Raw genomic sequence first — 15,998 nt, 5'->3', positions numbered from 1 at the left:
GCCGTCCGGTGCGGTCATCCGGTGTCGCTCCGGCGGGCGACCCGCTGTTGCAGCAGCACGGCGGCGATGATGATCAGCCCCTTCGCGACTGCCTGGGTGGAGGTGTCGAGGTTGTTCAGCGTGAAGACGTTCGTGAGGGTGGTGAAGATCAGCACGCCGAGCACGGTGCCGACGATGGTGCCGCGACCGCCGCTGAGGAGGGTCCCTCCGATGACGACGGCGGCGATGGAGTCGAGCTCGTAGAGCCCGCCGTGGGTGGACGCGCCCGTGGTGGTGCGCGCCGTCAGCATCACGGCGGCGAGGCCGCAGGCGAGGCCGAGGAGGGCGTACAGCATCACGGTGTGGCGCTTCACGGCGATGCCGGCCAGGCGCGCGGCGTTCGCGTTGCCGCCCACGGCGATGGTGCGGCGGCCGAAGGTGGTGCGGTTGAGCAGCACCCAGCCGGCGGCGGAGACGACGGCGAAGATCCACACCAGGGTGGGGACCCCGAGGACGTCGCCGTTGAACGCCTCCTTGAAGTCGTCGCTCCGCACGAGCTGGTTGCGCTGGTCGGAGATGATCTCCGCCAGGCCCCGGGCGCCGGCCATCATGGCGAGGGTCATGATGAACGGCGCCATGGGTCCGTAGGCGATCAGCACTCCGTTCAGGAGCCCACAGATCGTCCCGACCATCAGGCCGGTGAAGACCATCACGCCCCAGTGGTAGTCCTCGGCCATGTCCTGGGTGGCCACCGTGGTGGCCCACACGGAGGCGAGGGCGACGATCGAGCCGACGGACAGGTCGATGCCGCCGCCGATGACCACGAAGGTCATGCCGATGCTGACGACGCCGATGACCGAGGCCAGGCGCAGGATCGTCAGCACGTTGTCCTGGTCGACGAAGCGGTCGCCCGCCGTGGCGGCGCCCACCACGCACAGGATGAGGAGGGCGAGGACCAGGCCGAGGTTGCGGCCGGCCGGGCTGCCCATGATCCGCGTCAGGGCGGAGGCCGGCGCGGTGGTCCGCAACGCGGCCGCCTCGACGCGGTCGTGTTCGTCCGGGGGCGGCGCGGCCGGCGCGGGCACGGTCGTCGACGTGCCCTTCCTGAGTTTCTGGCCGGCGCCGTCGCCGACGTCGTCGGCGTTTCTGCTCACGTCACTGACGTCGCTCACGCTGTCGCGCCTCCCTCGTGCTGGTCGGGATCGTCGGGTGCTTCGGGGTCGTTCGGGGCGGTCGGGCTCGTGGGGCCGGTCTGGTCGTCCGGCCGGTCGGGCCGCTCGGGCTCATCGGGCGTCCTCCATCACCAGGTCCAGCACCCGGTGTTCGTCGATCTCGTGGGCGGGCCCGGTGTGGGCGACGTGTCCCTCGCGCAGGACGAGGACGCGGTCGGCCAGTCCGAGGACCTCGGGGACCTCGCTGCTGACGAGCACCACGGCGACGCCCTCGGCGGCCAGGCGCTGGATCAGGGCGTAGATCTCGCTGCGGGCGCCGACGTCGACCCCGCGGGTCGGCTCGTCCAGCAGCAGCACGCGGCAGCGGCGCAGCAGCCAGCGGGCGAGGACGACCTTCTGCTGGTTGCCGCCGGAGAGCGTGCGCACGACGCGTTCGACGCCGGCGGGGCGGATGTCGAGGGACTCGGCGTGCTCGGCGGCGGCGCGGCGCTCGCCGGCGCCGTTGAGGAAGCCGCCGCGGGCGAAGCGGCCGAGGGCGGCGACGCTGATGTTGCGGTAGACGGACTCGTCCAGGAGCAGGCCCTGGCTCTTGCGCTCCTCGGGGCACAGGCCGACGCCGGCGGCGACGGCGGCCCGCACCGAGCCGGGGCGCAGGCGCCGTCCTGCGACGGTGACGGTGCCGGCACTCGCCCTGCGGGCGCCGAAGATGGTCTCCAGCACCTCGGAGCGGCCCGAGCCGACCAGTCCGGCGAGGCCGACGACCTCGCCGGGGTGGACGGTGAGGCTGACGTCCCGGAAGACGCCGCGCAGTCCGAGCCCCGCGACCTCGAGCACCGGCTCTCCCGAGGTGGCGGGCGCGGGGCGGGTGGGGAAGGCGTACTCGATGTCGCGGCCCGTCATCAGCTGGATGAGCTCGCTGGTGGGGGTGGTCTTCGCGGGGAGTCCCGCGGCGACGGTGCGGCCGTCCTTCAGGACGGTGACGCGGTCGCCGATCTCCCGGATCTCGGCGAGGCGGTGGGAGATGTAGACGACGGCGACGTCCTGGGCGGTCAGCTCGCGGATCACGGTGAACAGCCGCGCGACCTCGGACTGGTCGAGGACGGCGGAGGGCTCGTCCATGACGATCAGCCGCACGTCGTGGGAGAGGGCGCGGGCCATGCTGACGATCTGCTGGCCGGCGGCGGACAGGGAGCTGACGGGGGTGCCGGGCTCGATCTCGGGGTGACCGAGGCGGGCGAGGAGCTTCGCGGCGGCGCGGCGGGCGTCGCCGCGGCGGGCGAAGCCGGCCGTGGCCGGCTCGTGGCCGAGGAAGATGTTCTCCGCGACGCTGAGGCCGTCGACGAGGTCGAGCTCCTGGTAGATGGTGGCGATGCCCTGCTTCACGGCGGCCAGGGGGTGGGGCAGCCGCACCGGGGTGCCCTGCCAGTGGACGGTGCCCTCGTCGGGCTGGTGGGCGCCGGCCAGCACCTTGATCAGGGTGGACTTGCCGGCGCCGTTCTGGCCGAGCAGGCAGTGGACCTCGCCGGGGCGGACGTCGAGATCCACGCCGTCCAGGGCCCTGACGCCGGGGAAGGTCTTGACGATGCCGCGCATCGTGAGGAGCGGGTGCTGGCTCACGCGGTGCCTCCTGCGGGTCGGGGCGGGGCGTTCGGGGCGGGCGCGGCGGTCGCCGCGGGGGACGTGGGTGCCGCGGGGGGCGTGGGTGGGGCCGGGGCGCCCGGCGTCGCGGACGCGCCGGCGGGTGACGCGCCGGCGGGTGACGGGGCGGCCGGTGCGACGGGGGTGGCGGCGAGGACCGTGTCGGGGCCGGACGCCGGGGCGAGGTGCCCGGGGTCGTCGAGGACCGCGTCGAGGGCGACGAGGGCGCCGCCGCGACAGGCCGCCGTGAAGCCGAGGACGGACGGCTCCACACGGCAGTCGCCGCGCCCGGGCACGGCGGCGCGCTTGTCGAGCTCGGCGGCCATGGGCTCGTGGAGGAGGTCCCCGAGCACGGCGAAGTAGCCGCCCAGCGTGATGACCTGGGGGTTGAGCAGGTCGACGAGGATGGCGGCGCCGACGCCGAGGCTGGTGCCGATGGCGTCCAGGCCGCGCAGGGTCCTGCCGTCGCCGAGCTCCGCCCGCCGGCGGATCTCGGCCAGCCGGGCGGGAAGGTCCAGGTGGGGGTCGGTCACCGCGTCGCCGGGGTCGGCGACCTCGCGGAGCAGGGCGGGCAGGCCGATGGCGGTCTCCCAGCAGCCGTACCTGCCGCACAGGCAGCGGTGGGCGGGGTCGCCGATGGGCAGGTGGGCGATCTCGCCGCCGTAGCCCCCGACGCCGCGCAGCAGGCCGCCGTCGGCGATGATGCCGCCGCCCACGCCGGTCTCGCCCGTGATGTGGACGAGGTCGGGGACGCCGGCGGCCGAGCCGGTGGCGTGCTCGGCGAGGGCGGCCAGGTTGGCGGCGTTGTCGGCGCCGAGGTGCGGCGGCCGGCGCGGCCCGAGGCGGGCGGCGAGTTCGTCGACGATCGGCACCTCGCGCCAGCCGAGGGTGGGGGCGTGGCGCAGCGCGCCCGGGGCGGTCTCGACCAGGCCGGGCAGGCCGACGGTGACGCCGACGACCTCGTGGCCGCTGGCGGCCGTGGCGACGGCGTCGAGGCCGGCGGTGACGGCGGCGGCCACCTCGTCGAGGCCGCGGGTGACGCCGAGGTGGGGCACGTCGAGGGGGGTTCGGGCGGTGTGGAGGACCTCGCCGCGCACGTCGAGCGCGAGGACGGTGACGTGGTCGACGGCGACCTCGACGCCGAGTCCGGTGAGGCGGCCGTCGAGTTCGAGCGCCTGGCCGCCCCCGCCGTGGCCGGCGCCTTGGCCCTGGGTCTCGCGGACGAGGCCGAGGGCGAGGAGTTCGCCGACGAGGCTGGTGACGGCCGCCCGGGTGAGGCCGGTCTCGGCGGCGATCCGGGCACGGCTGCGGGGCCCGGCCGCGCGCAGCTCCCGCAGCACGCTCGCCAGGTTGTGACGCCGCACCACCTGCCCGTCGTCCACCCCGTCCCGGCCCTCCCACCTCACGTCGTTCCTCTGATGCGCCAACAAACTAGGAACGGCCCCGAGGGAAGGTCAAGAAGTAGGAGACGGTTTTTTCACGGGCTCAGACGATTATTCGACGGCAGCTTGCGAAACTTATGCCAGATGCTGGACAAAGTCCGGGTGGTTCGGCGGCGTCGGCGGGCGGTCACGGCGTGGCGAAGACCGCCTCGCTGATCAGTGCCGCGGCGCCCACGACGCCCGCGTCGTCGCCCATCTCGCTGAGCACCACGGGCAGGTTCCCCGTCGCCAACGGCAGCGAGCGCCGGTAGACCACGCCCCGGATCTCGGCGAGCAGCGGGTGCCCGAGCCGCGCGACCCGGCCGCCGATCACGATCAGGCCGGGGTTGAAGAACGACACCAGGCTCGCCAGCACCCAGCCGACCCGGTGGCCGCCGTCGCGCATCAACTGCACGGCGTGGGCGTCGCCCTGGGTGATGGCGGTGGCCACGTCGGCCGCGTTGAGCTCGCCCCGCTCGGCGAGCAGCGCCGCCAGCGCCGGCGAGCGCCCGGCCCGCGCCGCCGCCGTGGCGTCGCGGGCGAGCGCGGCGCCGCCGAAGAACGCCTCCAGGCAGCCGGTGTTGCCGCAGGCGCACGTGGGCCCGAACTCCTCCACCCGGATGTGGCCGATGTCCCCCGCGCAGCCGTCCACGCCCCGGTAGAGCTGGCCGTCGACGACGATCCCGCAGCCTATGCCGGTGCCGATCTTGACGAAGAGGAAGTCCCTCGCGGTCCTGGCCACGCCCGAGTGCTGCTCGCCCAGCGCCATCACGTTCACGTCGTTGTCCAGCAGCACCGGGCACCCCAGCTCGCGGGCGAGGGTGTCGCGCACCGGGTACCCGTCCCAGCCGGGCATGATCGGCGGCGAGACCGGGACGCCGCTGTGGAAGTCGCACGGGCCCGGCACCCCGATGCCGAGGCCCGCGGGCCGCTCCACACCCTGTTCCGCCAGGACCTTGCGGATCACCTCCAGCGCGCGGGCCAGCACGTGTTCGGGCCCGAGCCGCACGTCCATCTCGACGTACCGCTGGCCCAGGACCGCCAGCCGTCCGTCGGTGACGGCCACCGACATGGCGGTGGCCCCGATCGCGATGCCCACGAAGCGCAGGCCGGCCGGGAGGTCGACGAGGGTCGAGCGGCGCCCGCCGCGGGAGGCCGCCGGGCCGGCCCGTTCGGCCAGGCCCAGCTCGGCCAGGCGGCCGACCTCCGCGGCCATGGTGGTGCGCGAGACGCCGAGCCGGTCGGCGAGTTCGACGCGGGAGAGCGGTCCCTCGTCGCGCAGCAGTTTCAGCACGCGGGCCTGGGTGGCGGTTTCCGGACGTCCGGCGAGTGTGTATGCCATGGCGCCATCATGGCAGCTTTCGCAAGTCACGATCGAAAGTCGGCCGGGACTTCCGCATACGGCGGCACCGACGGGCTCGGGCGGCGCCGACGGCACCGACGGGAGGGGGAGCCGGGGGCGACGCGGGTCAGGCGACGAGTGATCCGCGTCGCCCCCGGGGCCGGTGTCGGTCACCTGTCAGTCGAGCACCACCGTGGTCAACGAGCGCGGCGGGAGCCGCAGGGAGAGCTGCCCGCCGCTGACGGACGCCTCCCCCGTCCGCTCCAGGTCGTGGCCGGCGTCGGTGAGGTAGACGGACCCCGTGCCGGCGACCGTGCCGCCGGTCAGGGAGAACGTCTGGTTCTCCGTGCCGTAGCCGTTGTTCAGGATCTCAAGCACCGTCGACCCTCCCCCAGAGGAGGGGTCCCCGGCGTTGCGGAAGGCCGTGACGCTGACGTTCGAGGAGCCGGACCACGCGTCCAGCCGTACCGCGTCGGGACGGATGAACCTGCTGTAGGCCGCGAAGGCCCACAGCCGCTTGGAGACGTTGTAGCTGGCGCCGTCCATCTGGACGAAGCCGCGCGTGGTGCCCGTCGAGGCGCCGAACCAGTACACGTACCCCGTGACCCCCGCCTGCGTCAGGGCGGCGTGGATGTCCCTGGCGACCGTCATGCCGTCGAAGCCGGAGCCGTCGTCCCACGCCTCGTTCCAGCGGTCGCCGTTCGGGCTCCACTCCGACATCCACGTGGGCTCGTCGGTCGGCAGCGGGCTGCGTGCCTGGTTCACGTAGTTGTGGCCGGTGTGCAGGTCCACCAGGCTCGACGCCTCGGGGTCGGCCTCGATCGCCGAGGTGAAGGGGCGCTGCACCTCCCAGCCGGCCGCGTCGCAGCAGACCAGGTTGAGCCCGGGGAACTCCGAGTCCTCGATCGTGCGGCCCAGCACCCTGGCGAAGTCCACGGCCTGCTGCGGGCTGAACCGCATGGAGGCGTAGCTGGTGGTGAGGTCGGGCTCGTTGGTGAAGCCGAGGTCGGTGATCTCGATGCCCTCCTCGGCGTAGAAGCGGACGTACTGCAGGAGGTAGTCGGCGTAGGCCTGGCGCCAGTCGCCGCTGCCGCAGGAGGCGCCCGACAGGCCGCAGAGCGTGCCGCCGTTCGCGTCGGAGCCGTTGGTCTTCATGTACCCGGGGGCGCTCCACGCGTCGGCGAAGAACCGTTCCACGCCGTGTGCCTGCGCCTCGCGCGCCAGCCAGACCTGTCCCCCGTCGTAACCGTCCCACTCGTAGCGCGGGGTGGCGTCCGGTCCGCCGGGGTCGGTGGGCTGGATGGACCTCATGTGGTCGTACACCTCGTCCGGGGAGGATCCGATGCCAAGGCGCAGGATGCTGATCCCGGCGCCGGTCTCGCGGTCGAGGAGGAGGTCGAGGACCTCCCGCTGGTTCTCCTCCGACAGCCCCTGGAGGCCGTCCATGACGGCGGCGCGTTGGAACGCCTGCGAGATGCCGAAGCCGTCCATGGTCTGGAGTTCCCGGCCGAGGTCGACGGTGCCGGTCGCGCGGGGGACGCGGTCCGTGGTGGTGTCGGTGGCCCCGGTCGTGGCGGTGGCGGTGGCGACCGGCAGCAGGGTCGCCGCCACGGCTCCCGCCACGGCGCGACGCGCCGCCGTGCTGAGCTTCCTCACGGTGGTTCACGTACTCCCTTCTCCCAGCCCCTCTCCCGGTGGTGTGGTGCGCCCGGTGACGAAAAGTTCCGGAACGTTCCGGAAGCGGGGCACACGGTAGAGGCGGGTCGGGCGGCGGTCAATGGGAGGCGTCACGACGGCCGCCCCGCCGGGTGGGGCGGGGCGGCCGTTGGTACCAGGTCGGTCTGGTGCGCCTGGGTCGTGCGGTTTTGTTGGGCTGTGTGGGGTGTGCGGGGTGCGGCCTCCGTGGAGTGAGGTGGCTCAGCGGCCGATGCGGCCGAAGCCGTCGCGCGTCACGTTCACCACGGACGGACGCGGGATGGACCCGGGTCCGTCGGGCCACTGCGAGCCGGGGTTCTCGAAGCTGGCGCCGTCGATCTCGCCCGGATGCTGCACGGCGACTAGGACGTGCCGCTCCTCGATGACCGGGCCGCAGGTCTCCGCGCCGATCGGCACGGTGAGGAACTGCTTGACCTGCCCTCGGTACCGCCCCTCCAACGCCACGCCGAACAGGCCGTCGTGGAAGCCGAGCGCGTTCCCGTCGGTGGAGACCCACAGGTTGCCGTGCGGGTCGAAGGCGACGTTGTCCGGGCAGGAGATCGGGCTGACCTGGTCCTTGGGGAAGCCGGCGAAGTACGTCGCCGGGTCGGCCGGGTCGCCGCAGACCAGCAGCAGCCGCCAGGTGAAACAGGTGGAGGTCGCGTCGCCGTGGCGCTCCTCCAGCTCCAGCACCTGGCCGTGCTTGTTGGCGTTGCGCGGGTTGGCCTCGTCCGCGGCGGCGTAACCCGCCGCGCCGCGGTTGGTGTTGTTGGTCAGCGCGACGTAGACCCGGCCGGTGCGCGGGTGGGGCTCGACGTCCTCGGGGCGGTCCATCTTCGTCGCGCCCACCCTGTCGGCGGCCAGCCGCGTGAAGACGTAGACCTCCTCCGCCGTCATGCCCTCCACGAACGAGCGGTTCCCGCTGGCCAGCGGGATCCACTCCCCCACGCCGTCGAAGGTGCCGTCGGACGGGTGCGTGCCGGAGCCGTCGATCTCCTCGGCCGGGCTGTCACCGGTGAAGCGGGCGACGTAGAGGGTGCCCTCCTCCAGCAGCCGCCGGTTGTGGCGGCGGGCGGCGGGACTGTTGCCCTTCCTCATCCGGCCGTCGGAGACGTACTTGTAGAAGTAGTCGAAGCGCTCGTCGTCGCCCGTGTAGGCCACGACGCGGCCGTCGTGGTTCACCCGGATGTTCGCGCCCTCGTGCTTCATCCGGCCCAGGGCGGTGAGCTTGCGGGGGGTCGACTCGGGGTCGTAGGGGTCGATCTCGACGACCCAGCCGAAACGATTGGCCTCGTTCGGCTCCTGCGCGAGGTCGAAGCGGGAGTCGTACGCCTCCCACTGCCGCCAGGTGGCGCCGCCGCTGAAGCCGTACCGCGCCAGACGTTCCTGGGTGGTCGGGTCGGTGACGGACTCGGCGTTCGCGAAGTACTGGTTGAAGTTCTCCTCCCCCGACAGGATCGTGCCCCACGGGGTGGTGCCGCCGGCGCAGTTGTTGAGGGTGCCCAGCGCGATGGTCCCGCTCGGGTCGGCGGAGGTCCGCAGCAGCTCGCTGCCGGCCGCGGGCCCGGTGATCTCGAACGGCGTCGTCGCCGTGATGCGCCGGTTCAGGCGGTGCCCGACGACGGGGGTCAGCGCGCCCGTGCGGCGGTTCTCCTCCAGGACGACCACGGACATGCCGTGCGCGGCCCAGCCGATCTCGACCTCCTCGCGGGTGCGGTCGGCCTCGTCCTCGTAGCCGGGCAGCATGGAGCCCTCGGTGGTGTACTCGTGGTTGGCCACCAGCAGCCGGGCGTGGCGCTCTCCCGGGAGGTCGAGCAGGGAGAGGTAGTCGCAGTTGAAGCCGAACTGGCCGGCCTGCGCCGCCGCGGTCTGCCGCGTCGGGGAGAACTCCGGCGCGCCGCGCAGGATCGGGTCGCCCCAGCGGATCACCACCTGCTCCCGGTACCCGGGCGGGACGGTGACGGCGTCGGTGGTGTTGGGAGCCACCGGGTCGAAGTCCAGCCCGCGTGCCGCGCCACCGCCCCCGCCGTGTCGGCCCGCCGCGCTCGCCGCGCCGGTCGCCGCCTCCGCCCTGCCGGGCAGGAGCGCGCCGGCCGCGCCCGCCGCCACCGTCACGACGGCTCCGGCCCGCAGCACGTCGCGCCGCGAGACGGCGGCGGCGACGACGTCGCCGAAGTACGGGTTCTGTGAGGTGTTCGGCGCCGGGTGGCTACACGCGTCACCACAGCGGTACTGGCAGGTCATCGCCGAACGCCCGCCCGGGTGCGACGAGATCAGCGGCAACGGCTTCCGCCGCCCGCTGGGGGAAGGCTGACGCACAGCTCCTCCTGGGATTCGTCGTGACGGAGGAATCCCGCCACACAGTGATCGATTTCTGTCGATCCCGGACGCTAGGTGCTGAGTTGGTTCAAGCCACCAACGGCAACGTGAACACTCGGCGAACGCTCCCACCGGGCCTGGGCGACGACCCTACGACAGCCCGCCCCGATCCGCACGGGCTGTGACGTAACCAGGTGAAGACGGGGGCGACTTCACCTCACGAGGCGTCCTCCGCCCCACCCCTGCCGCCGCCGGCCGGCGCGGCGCCTCCCGCGCGCCTGGCCGAAAGACGCGCCATCGCGCGGGACGCCGCCGCCACGGCCGGGCACCTCGCGCGGCGTGAACCCTGCGGCCCGTGCCCCCGCCCGCCCGCGGGGGGCACGGCGAGCAGGACGTGGTACGCCTCGACGTCCGCGGGCTCGCCCACGCGCCGCCCCTCGGCCTCCACCCAGGCGTGGGCGGCGAACGGCGGCGTCCGCACGCCGCTGCACCACGTCGGCCAGACCCCGCGCGTCCGGCACAGCAGCGCGACGGCGAGGGAGCGTTGGAGGCAGTACGTCCCCGCGCACCGGGTGCTGGACCCGGTCACCTGACGACGCGCCCACAGGGCCTGCCCGTGCGTGGCGGGAGCGGCGCGGCGGCGCAGGAGGCGGAGCACGGCGACGATCCGCCTCGGGGGCAGCCGGGCGAGCAGCCACGCGGCGGTCACGGCGAGGCGGACGAGGGCACGGCGCAGTGGCGACGGCCGGTGGCCCGGGGTGTCGAGGACCTGGCTCACGCGGCGCCCCCGCCGGCGACTCCCGCCTCCCGGCCGCCCTCGACCAGGCGGGCGCGGGTCAGCCCCGCCACGAGCGCGTCGACGTCCCTGGCGGCCCGTTCGGCGCTCACCGGCTGTCTCCTGGCCAGCTCCGCCGCGACGTGACGCGCCCCCGCGCCGTCGAGCAGGGCGCGCAGGATGGCGGCGCCGGTGGCGTTGAGCTGCCAGTACCGGCCGTGCCGGCTGTCGAGGAGGACGAGGCCGTCGTCGGTGTCACAGCTGACGACGTCAGGGCTCAGGCGCAGGCTCATGCGTGGGGTCCTTCAGGTGTCGGGGGACGGGGTGCCGTTCGAGGTCGCGCAGCCAGGACTCGCACGCCAGCGTGGCCTCGGCGGCGGGCCCGTCGCGGGCGGGCAGGGTGCCGGGGCTGAGCCAGGCGCGACGCAGGGCGTCCGGCTCGGCCAACTCGGCGGCGACCAGGCGCGAGTCCTCCAGCCAGGCGGCGAGCTGCCGCCTGTGGGCCCGCATGCCCCGGTGCCACGCCAGGGTGGCGTGTCCCTTCGTGGTGCGGTCCAGCAGGGGGTCGGGCACGATGCCGCGCATGGCGGCGGCCAGCAGCGGCTTGTACGTCCAGGGGCTGGCCGCCTCGTGCGGGCGCACGCTCAGGCAGGCTTCGAGCACCCCGTCGTCGCAGAAGGGCATGTCGAGCGCCATGCCGTACCGCTCGTAGCCCATCGCCACCCGCCCGGCCTGCCGCGCCGTGTACAGCCACGTGTGCCGCCCGCGGGTGGGGGCCAGCGGCTCGGCCCGCACGGCGGCCTCACGCAGGAGCTCCGCCGTCATCTCCCTGGCCCGGGCGGTGCCCCAGGGCGGGACGGTCGCCCGGGGGCCCCAGCCCATCGGGACGGTCGGCGCCTGGCCGCCGCGCGCCACGCGCCCGGCCTCCGTGGTGAGCCAGGCGGCGAGCGGGCGGCGGTCGGCCAGGGCGCGGGCGGTGGCCGCGCGCGGCCAGCGGTGCCTGGCCGCGTGGCCGGCGAGGTGCCGGGCGGCGAGCGTGGGGTGGGAGCGCAGCAGGTCGTGCAGGTGGGCGGAGGGCGGCAGCACGACGTGGTCCCCGCCCTGCCCGCACAGGCGCCGCTCGGCGCCGTGGGCGCGCATGGCGGCGCGGAGGTGTTCCTGCTGTGCCAGGTCCCTGGTCCTCAGCGTCGGTTCCTCGTCCGGCTCGCCGCCCTCGTCGAGCCCGGTGAGGTAGGGCGGCAACGCGGTGTGGGGGAAGACCAGGTGGGTGGTGCCCCGTGGGAGTCCCGCGGCGGCCTGGCGGGCGTAGGCGAGGTCCTCGTCTCCCGGGGCGCCCCAGTCCAGGGTGAGCGCCAGCAGCTCCGCGCCCGCCTCGGCGGCCAGGAAACACAGGGAGGTCGAGTCCATGCCGCCCGAGAGGTCCGCCGCCCACCGCCGGCCCGGGCGCACCCGGGCGGCGACGGCCGCGCGCAGCGCCCCGCGCAGGCGCCTGGCGGCCTCGGCGAGGGGCAGTTCGGCCTCGGGCGGGTGCCACCACGGCCGCACCGTGACGCCGCCCGCCCGCTCCAGCAGCACGGCCTGTCCGGGGGCGACGGCGTGCACGCCGTGGAAGAGCGTCGCCTCGTCCAGGGGATAGGGGGGCGCCACCAACGAGCCGAGCCTGGCGGCCAGCTGCCGGAGGTCGACCGTGGCGCCGGTCAGCCAGGCGAGGGTGCGGGGGCGGTCGGCGACGACGGTGACGCCGTCGACCTCGGCGCGGTGGAGCCGGCGGCTGCCCGAGGCCGTGCCCCTGGCGTACGTTCGTCCCGCCACGGACGCGAGCAGGAAGTGGTCGCCCACGCTCGGGCCGACGGCCGACTCCACGTCGGCGACGCCGCGCACGGCGCGGGCCGCCGCGCGCAGCCGTTCGCCGTCGGGGTCGAGGACCCCGAGGGTGACCAGCCGCGCCTCCCCGGCCTCGACGACGCGCGCCGAGGCCTCGTCCCAGCAGCCCGTCAGCCAGGGCCGCCCCGAGGCGTGCCTGACCAGCCGGCAGGCCGCGCCCCTGAGGCGCGCGGAGACGGCGGACGCCGCCTCGTGGTCGGGAAGGACCACGAACCAACGTCCGCCGCAGGGGGAGTTCACCAGCTCAGGCCCACTGGAGCCCGGTCCAGCCGTCCCAGAGTTCGCCGAGCGAACCGTGCGTTAACTCAGCGTAGTCACCGACCTCGGCCAGCACGGGTGGCTCGTAGACCTCGGTCTCCTCGATGTGCGTCCGCTCGCTCATGAGGTTCCTTCCTTCCCTTCCTTGTCGTGCGGTGGACAACAGCGACAGCCTCCCCGGGTCCACGACGACCATGCGGAATCGTCGTATTCACGACAGACCGGGACGTCGGCTCGTGGTTCCCCGCCGACTCCCTGCCGGCCGCCCCTCCCCGGCGCCGGGTCAACCGGGCCCGCCCGTCCGCGCGTCGGCCGCCTGCGTCAGCCGAGGGTCAGGACGGTCTCGGCCAGCTCCCCCGGCATGGAGAGGAAGGGCGAGTGGGAGGCGTCGAGCGTCACGACGGAGGTCGGGTTCCCGGGGAAGGCGGCGTCCGCCTCGGCGACGAACCGCGCCTGCACGGCGGGCCGAAGCGCCCTGTCCCTCGCGCAGTGGAGGTAGGTGCGGGGCACCGATCCCCAGCCGTTCCCGGTCAGGGTGGTGGCGCCGGTGAGGATGCCGACCGGGGCGTCGGGCGTCAGCAGCCCGGTGGCCGCCTCGGCGAGGGCGGGGTCCACGTCGCCGTAGAACGCCTCGCGCAGCCGCCGCCGATGGGCCGGGTCGTCCGTGGCCAGGTCCAGGCGCAGCGCGCCCGTCCGGACCGGGTCGCCGCGTAACAGCGGGCCGACCTCGCCGTCGGCGGCCTCGGGCACCCGGTTGTACGCCACGGCCGGCACGTCGGACGCCGGCATGTACGCGGCGAGGTACACCGCGTGCGCGAGAAGGCCGGGCGTCCGCTCGGCCACCCGCGTCAGGACGGCGCCGGCCGCGCTGTGCGCGAGCACCGTCACCGGCGCGCCACCGCCGATCCGCGCGAGCTGCGAGGTCAGCAACGCGGCCGCGTCGTCGAGGCTCACCCCTCCCACGGGCGAGACCTCCGTGTCGACCGCCTCGGGGTCCGCCGTCCGCCCGGCGAACCACCGGGGGCGGCGGGCGTACAGCCCGTGCCCCGCCAGGTCCACCGCGACGGCACGGCGGCCGGCGGCGGCCAGGTGGGGCATGACCTCGCTCCAGCACCACGAGCCGTGCCAGAACCCGTGAACGAGGACCAGAGTGGAGCCGGTGGCCATGTTCCCTCCCAGGTGAGATCGCCGTCCCGTGCCGCGCGTGCCGTCCTGCCGTCCTGCCGTCCCGCCCGGCCCCTGCCGTCCCGCGCCGTCTGCCGCCGAGCGGGAGCCCGGCGGGGGCCCGACGGGTGTCGGGTCAGGGCGCGAGCCGGACCGGCAGGGCGCGGTACCCGTCGGAGACGAACGACTCCAACGGCAGCAGCCCGCCCGGCTCGCCGGCCAGGGCCAGGTCCGGGAAGCGCTCGAAGAGCGCGGGGAGCGCGATCGTGGCCTCCAGCCGGGCGAGCGGCGCGCCGAGGCAGTGGTGCGCGCCGTGGCCGAACGACAGGTGGGCCTTGGACTCGCGGGTGGCGTCGAACCGGTCGGCGTCCTGCCCGTGCACGAGCGGGTCGCGCCCGACGGCCCCGTAACAGGCCAGGAGCGGGTCGCCCGCGCGCAGCGTGACGCCGTCGCCGAGCTCGATGTCCTCGACGGCGAAGCGCAGCGGCATGTTCGGCACCGGCGCCCGGTGGCGCAGCGTCTCCTCGATCACGTCCTCCCAGACCACCTTCCCCTCGCGGACGAGCGCGCGTTGCCCGGGGTGGGTGAGCAGCGCGACGGTCGCGTTGCCGAGCAGGTTGACGGTGGTCTCGTGGCCCGCGCTCACGAACAGCGCGAGGGTGTCGACCAGCTCCTCCTCCGACAGCCGCGTCGCGTCCTCGCCGGCGGCGATCAGGGCCGAGGAGAGGTCGTCGCCGGGGTGTTCGCGCTTCTCGGCGACGAGTTCGGCGAGGATCCGCTGTAAGCGGGGGAACGCCGCGGCGGTCTCCGCGGGGGCCCGCCCGACGTTGAACAGCGCGTCCACGCACCGCGACACCTCCTCCCTGGTGGTCTCCTCGCCGATGCCGAACAGCTCGCAGATCACCCTGATCGGCAGCTGGTAGGCGTAGTGCTCACGCAGGTCGACGGGCTCCTCCCGCGGCAGGGCGGCCAGCTCGTCCAGCAGCTCGCCGACGATCGCCTCGACGCGCGGCCGCAGCGCGGCGATACGGCGCGCGGTGAACGCTCCGGCGACCAGCCCCCGCAGCCGGCGGTGGTCGGGGCCGTAGGCGGTGAGCATGTTGCGCACGGCGACCCACGCGAAGAGCGGCCAGTCGGGCGCTATCTCGCCCCGGGTGAACGCCGGCCAGTGCTGGTTGGCGTCCTTGGACACGCGCGGATCGACGAGCAGCCGCCGCAGCAGCTCCGGATCGCTCACCGCCCAGGCCCGCACACCGCCGGGCAACTCGACGCGGGCGACGGGCCCGAGGGCGCGGATGCGCGCGGCCTCGCCGTGGACGTCGCGGCCCGTGGGGTCGATGACGAGGGGGGTGGCGTTGTCGAGAGCGTCCATGTCGTCTCCTGGTTCACGGCTCGTGGCCGCGGTGCTCACCCCCGCGCCGCCCGAGGTCCGAAGCGGCACGGCGCGGCGGGCCGCCGCGTGTTCACCACGGCCGGGATCGGTTGGCGGCGCCCCCGGCGAGACGGCCACCGCGCGGTTCGGCACCCCAGCTGTCTTCCCCCGGCCACCCGGCGCGAAAAGTGCCGCGGGCCTCATCCGGCCGTCCGGAGGTCCTGCGTCCCGATCACCCGCAGCAGGTCGAGCTTCTCCCGCGCGTCGGTGCCCTCGGTCGGGAAGAACGCCAGCACCTTGAGGTCCTCCTCCGGCGTGAACAGCACCTCGCAGGTCAGGTGCAGCACCCCCACCTCCGGGTGCAGCATCCGCTTGCGGTCGTAACGACGCACCGCGACCTCATGGCGCTCCCACAGCGCGCGGAACTCGGCGCTGTGGCGCGTCAGGTCGCCCACCAGCTCCACGACGTCGTCCTCGCCCGCGCGGCGCGAGAACGTCGCCCGCAGGTCGTTGACGAGCGCGGTCGAGTGGCGTGGCCAGTCCTCCTCCGGGACCAGGTCGCGCGCCCCCGGCTCGGTGAACCATCGCCACACGACGCTGCGCGCACGGCCGACCCGGTGGTCGCGCCGGCCCAGCGCGACGTCGGCGAGGGCGTTCTGCCACAGCACCTCGTTCAGGTCGGTGCAGATGCACACCGGCACGTCGGTGAGACGGTTCGCCAGGCTGATCAGACCCGGGCGGATGTGCCGACCGGCACGCCGCGCCGGGGGCACCAGCCCGGCCAGGTGGTAGAGGTGGTCGCGTTGGTCCAGGTCGCAGCGGAGCGCGCGGGCCAACGCGGCCACGATCGGCTCGGAGGGGCGCGCGCCGCGGCGCTGCTCCAGGCGGGTGTAGTAGTCGCTGGACATGTTGGCCAGCAGGGCCACCTCGTCCCGTCGCCGCCCCGGCGTTGGGGGGCGTACGCCGTCTGGTGGGAAGA

General features: G+C 74.6%; 13 protein-coding genes. All 13 read right to left on the bottom strand.

Translation table 11 applies throughout. The features are described 5' to 3' along the window. Window positions 1-14 precede the first annotated feature (14 nt). Entirely contained in the window at window positions 15-1,007 is a 993-nt protein-coding gene (locus tag ACTWP5_RS08825; RefSeq protein WP_443220381.1) for an ABC transporter permease, read from the bottom strand. A 255-nt stretch (window positions 1,008-1,262) separates the two neighbouring features. Beyond that, window positions 1,263-2,744, bottom strand: coding sequence for a sugar ABC transporter ATP-binding protein (locus ACTWP5_RS08820; protein WP_443220380.1), 1,482 nt, complete (start codon window positions 2,742-2,744; stop codon window positions 1,263-1,265). Between the two features lie 20 nt (window positions 2,745-2,764). Beyond that, complete coding sequence (locus ACTWP5_RS08815) at window positions 2,765-4,195, bottom strand: ROK family transcriptional regulator (RefSeq protein ID WP_443220227.1); 1,431 nt, start codon at window positions 4,193-4,195, stop codon at window positions 2,765-2,767. A gap of 163 nt (window positions 4,196-4,358) precedes the next feature. Then, window positions 4,359-5,552, bottom strand: coding sequence for an ROK family transcriptional regulator (locus ACTWP5_RS08810; protein ID WP_443220226.1), 1,194 nt, complete (start codon window positions 5,550-5,552; stop codon window positions 4,359-4,361). Window positions 5,553-5,729: 177 nt separating this feature from the next. After that, complete coding sequence (locus ACTWP5_RS08805; protein WP_443220225.1) at window positions 5,730-7,208, bottom strand: glycoside hydrolase family 30 protein; 1,479 nt, start codon at window positions 7,206-7,208, stop codon at window positions 5,730-5,732. Window positions 7,209-7,469: 261 nt separating this feature from the next. Beyond that, the gene (locus tag ACTWP5_RS08800) at window positions 7,470-9,491 is read right to left on the bottom strand and encodes a PhoX family protein (protein WP_443220379.1); all 2,022 of its coding nucleotides are present in this window, start codon (window positions 9,489-9,491) and stop codon (window positions 7,470-7,472) included. Window positions 9,492-9,783: 292 nt separating this feature from the next. After that, a complete protein-coding gene (locus tag ACTWP5_RS08795) occupies window positions 9,784-10,344 on the bottom strand; it encodes a lasso peptide biosynthesis B2 protein (protein ID WP_443220224.1) in 561 nt (186 codons plus the stop codon). Beyond that, window positions 10,341-10,634, bottom strand: coding sequence for a lasso peptide biosynthesis PqqD family chaperone (locus ACTWP5_RS08790; RefSeq protein WP_443220223.1), 294 nt, complete (start codon window positions 10,632-10,634; stop codon window positions 10,341-10,343). The genes ACTWP5_RS08795 and ACTWP5_RS08790 overlap by 4 nt, the downstream gene beginning before the upstream one ends. Beyond that, window positions 10,612-12,465: an asparagine synthase-related protein gene (locus ACTWP5_RS08785; protein WP_443220222.1), complete on the bottom strand. Its 1,854-nt coding sequence runs from the start codon at window positions 12,463-12,465 to the stop codon at window positions 10,612-10,614. Before ACTWP5_RS08785 ends, ACTWP5_RS08790 begins: the two co-directional genes overlap by 23 nt. Before the next feature lie 4 nt (window positions 12,466-12,469). After that, the gene (locus ACTWP5_RS08780; protein ID WP_443220221.1) at window positions 12,470-12,607 is read right to left on the bottom strand and encodes a lasso RiPP family leader peptide-containing protein; all 138 of its coding nucleotides are present in this window, start codon (window positions 12,605-12,607) and stop codon (window positions 12,470-12,472) included. Window positions 12,608-12,804: 197 nt separating this feature from the next. After that, window positions 12,805-13,650, bottom strand: coding sequence for an alpha/beta fold hydrolase (locus ACTWP5_RS08775; protein ID WP_443220220.1), 846 nt, complete (start codon window positions 13,648-13,650; stop codon window positions 12,805-12,807). A 133-nt stretch (window positions 13,651-13,783) separates the two neighbouring features. Then, the gene (locus tag ACTWP5_RS08770) at window positions 13,784-15,019 is read right to left on the bottom strand and encodes a cytochrome P450 family protein (protein ID WP_443220219.1); all 1,236 of its coding nucleotides are present in this window, start codon (window positions 15,017-15,019) and stop codon (window positions 13,784-13,786) included. 200 nt (window positions 15,020-15,219) lie between these two features. Next, window positions 15,220-15,998, bottom strand: a 779-nt coding sequence (locus tag ACTWP5_RS08765) for a helix-turn-helix transcriptional regulator (protein ID WP_443220218.1), incomplete at its 5' end; no start/stop codon positions are given.

Source organism: Streptomyces sp. 4N509B, assembly GCF_052245655.1.
Lineage (GTDB): Bacteria > Actinomycetota > Actinomycetes > Streptomycetales > Streptomycetaceae > Streptomyces.
Note: the sequence above shows the minus strand (reverse complement) of the source record. Positions and strands in the feature narration are given on the sequence as shown.

What these genes read in the sequence shown, in the direction of transcription:
- ACTWP5_RS08800 (WP_443220379.1), bottom strand. Translation starts at nt 9,491, where the DNA reads ATGACCTGCCAGTACCGCTGTGGTGACGCGTGTAGCCACCCGGCGCCG.
- ACTWP5_RS08810 (WP_443220226.1), bottom strand. Translation starts at nt 5,552, where the DNA reads ATGGCATACACACTCGCCGGACGTCCGGAAACCGCCACCCAGGCCCGC.
- ACTWP5_RS08790 (WP_443220223.1), bottom strand. Translation starts at nt 10,634, where the DNA reads ATGAGCCTGCGCCTGAGCCCTGACGTCGTCAGCTGTGACACCGACGAC.
- ACTWP5_RS08775 (WP_443220220.1), bottom strand. Translation starts at nt 13,650, where the DNA reads ATGGCCACCGGCTCCACTCTGGTCCTCGTTCACGGGTTCTGGCACGGC.
- ACTWP5_RS08780 (WP_443220221.1), bottom strand. Translation starts at nt 12,607, where the DNA reads ATGAGCGAGCGGACGCACATCGAGGAGACCGAGGTCTACGAGCCACCC.
- ACTWP5_RS08770 (WP_443220219.1), bottom strand. Translation starts at nt 15,019, where the DNA reads ATGGACGCTCTCGACAACGCCACCCCCCTCGTCATCGACCCCACGGGC.
- ACTWP5_RS08820 (WP_443220380.1), bottom strand. Translation starts at nt 2,744, where the DNA reads ATGCGCGGCATCGTCAAGACCTTCCCCGGCGTCAGGGCCCTGGACGGC.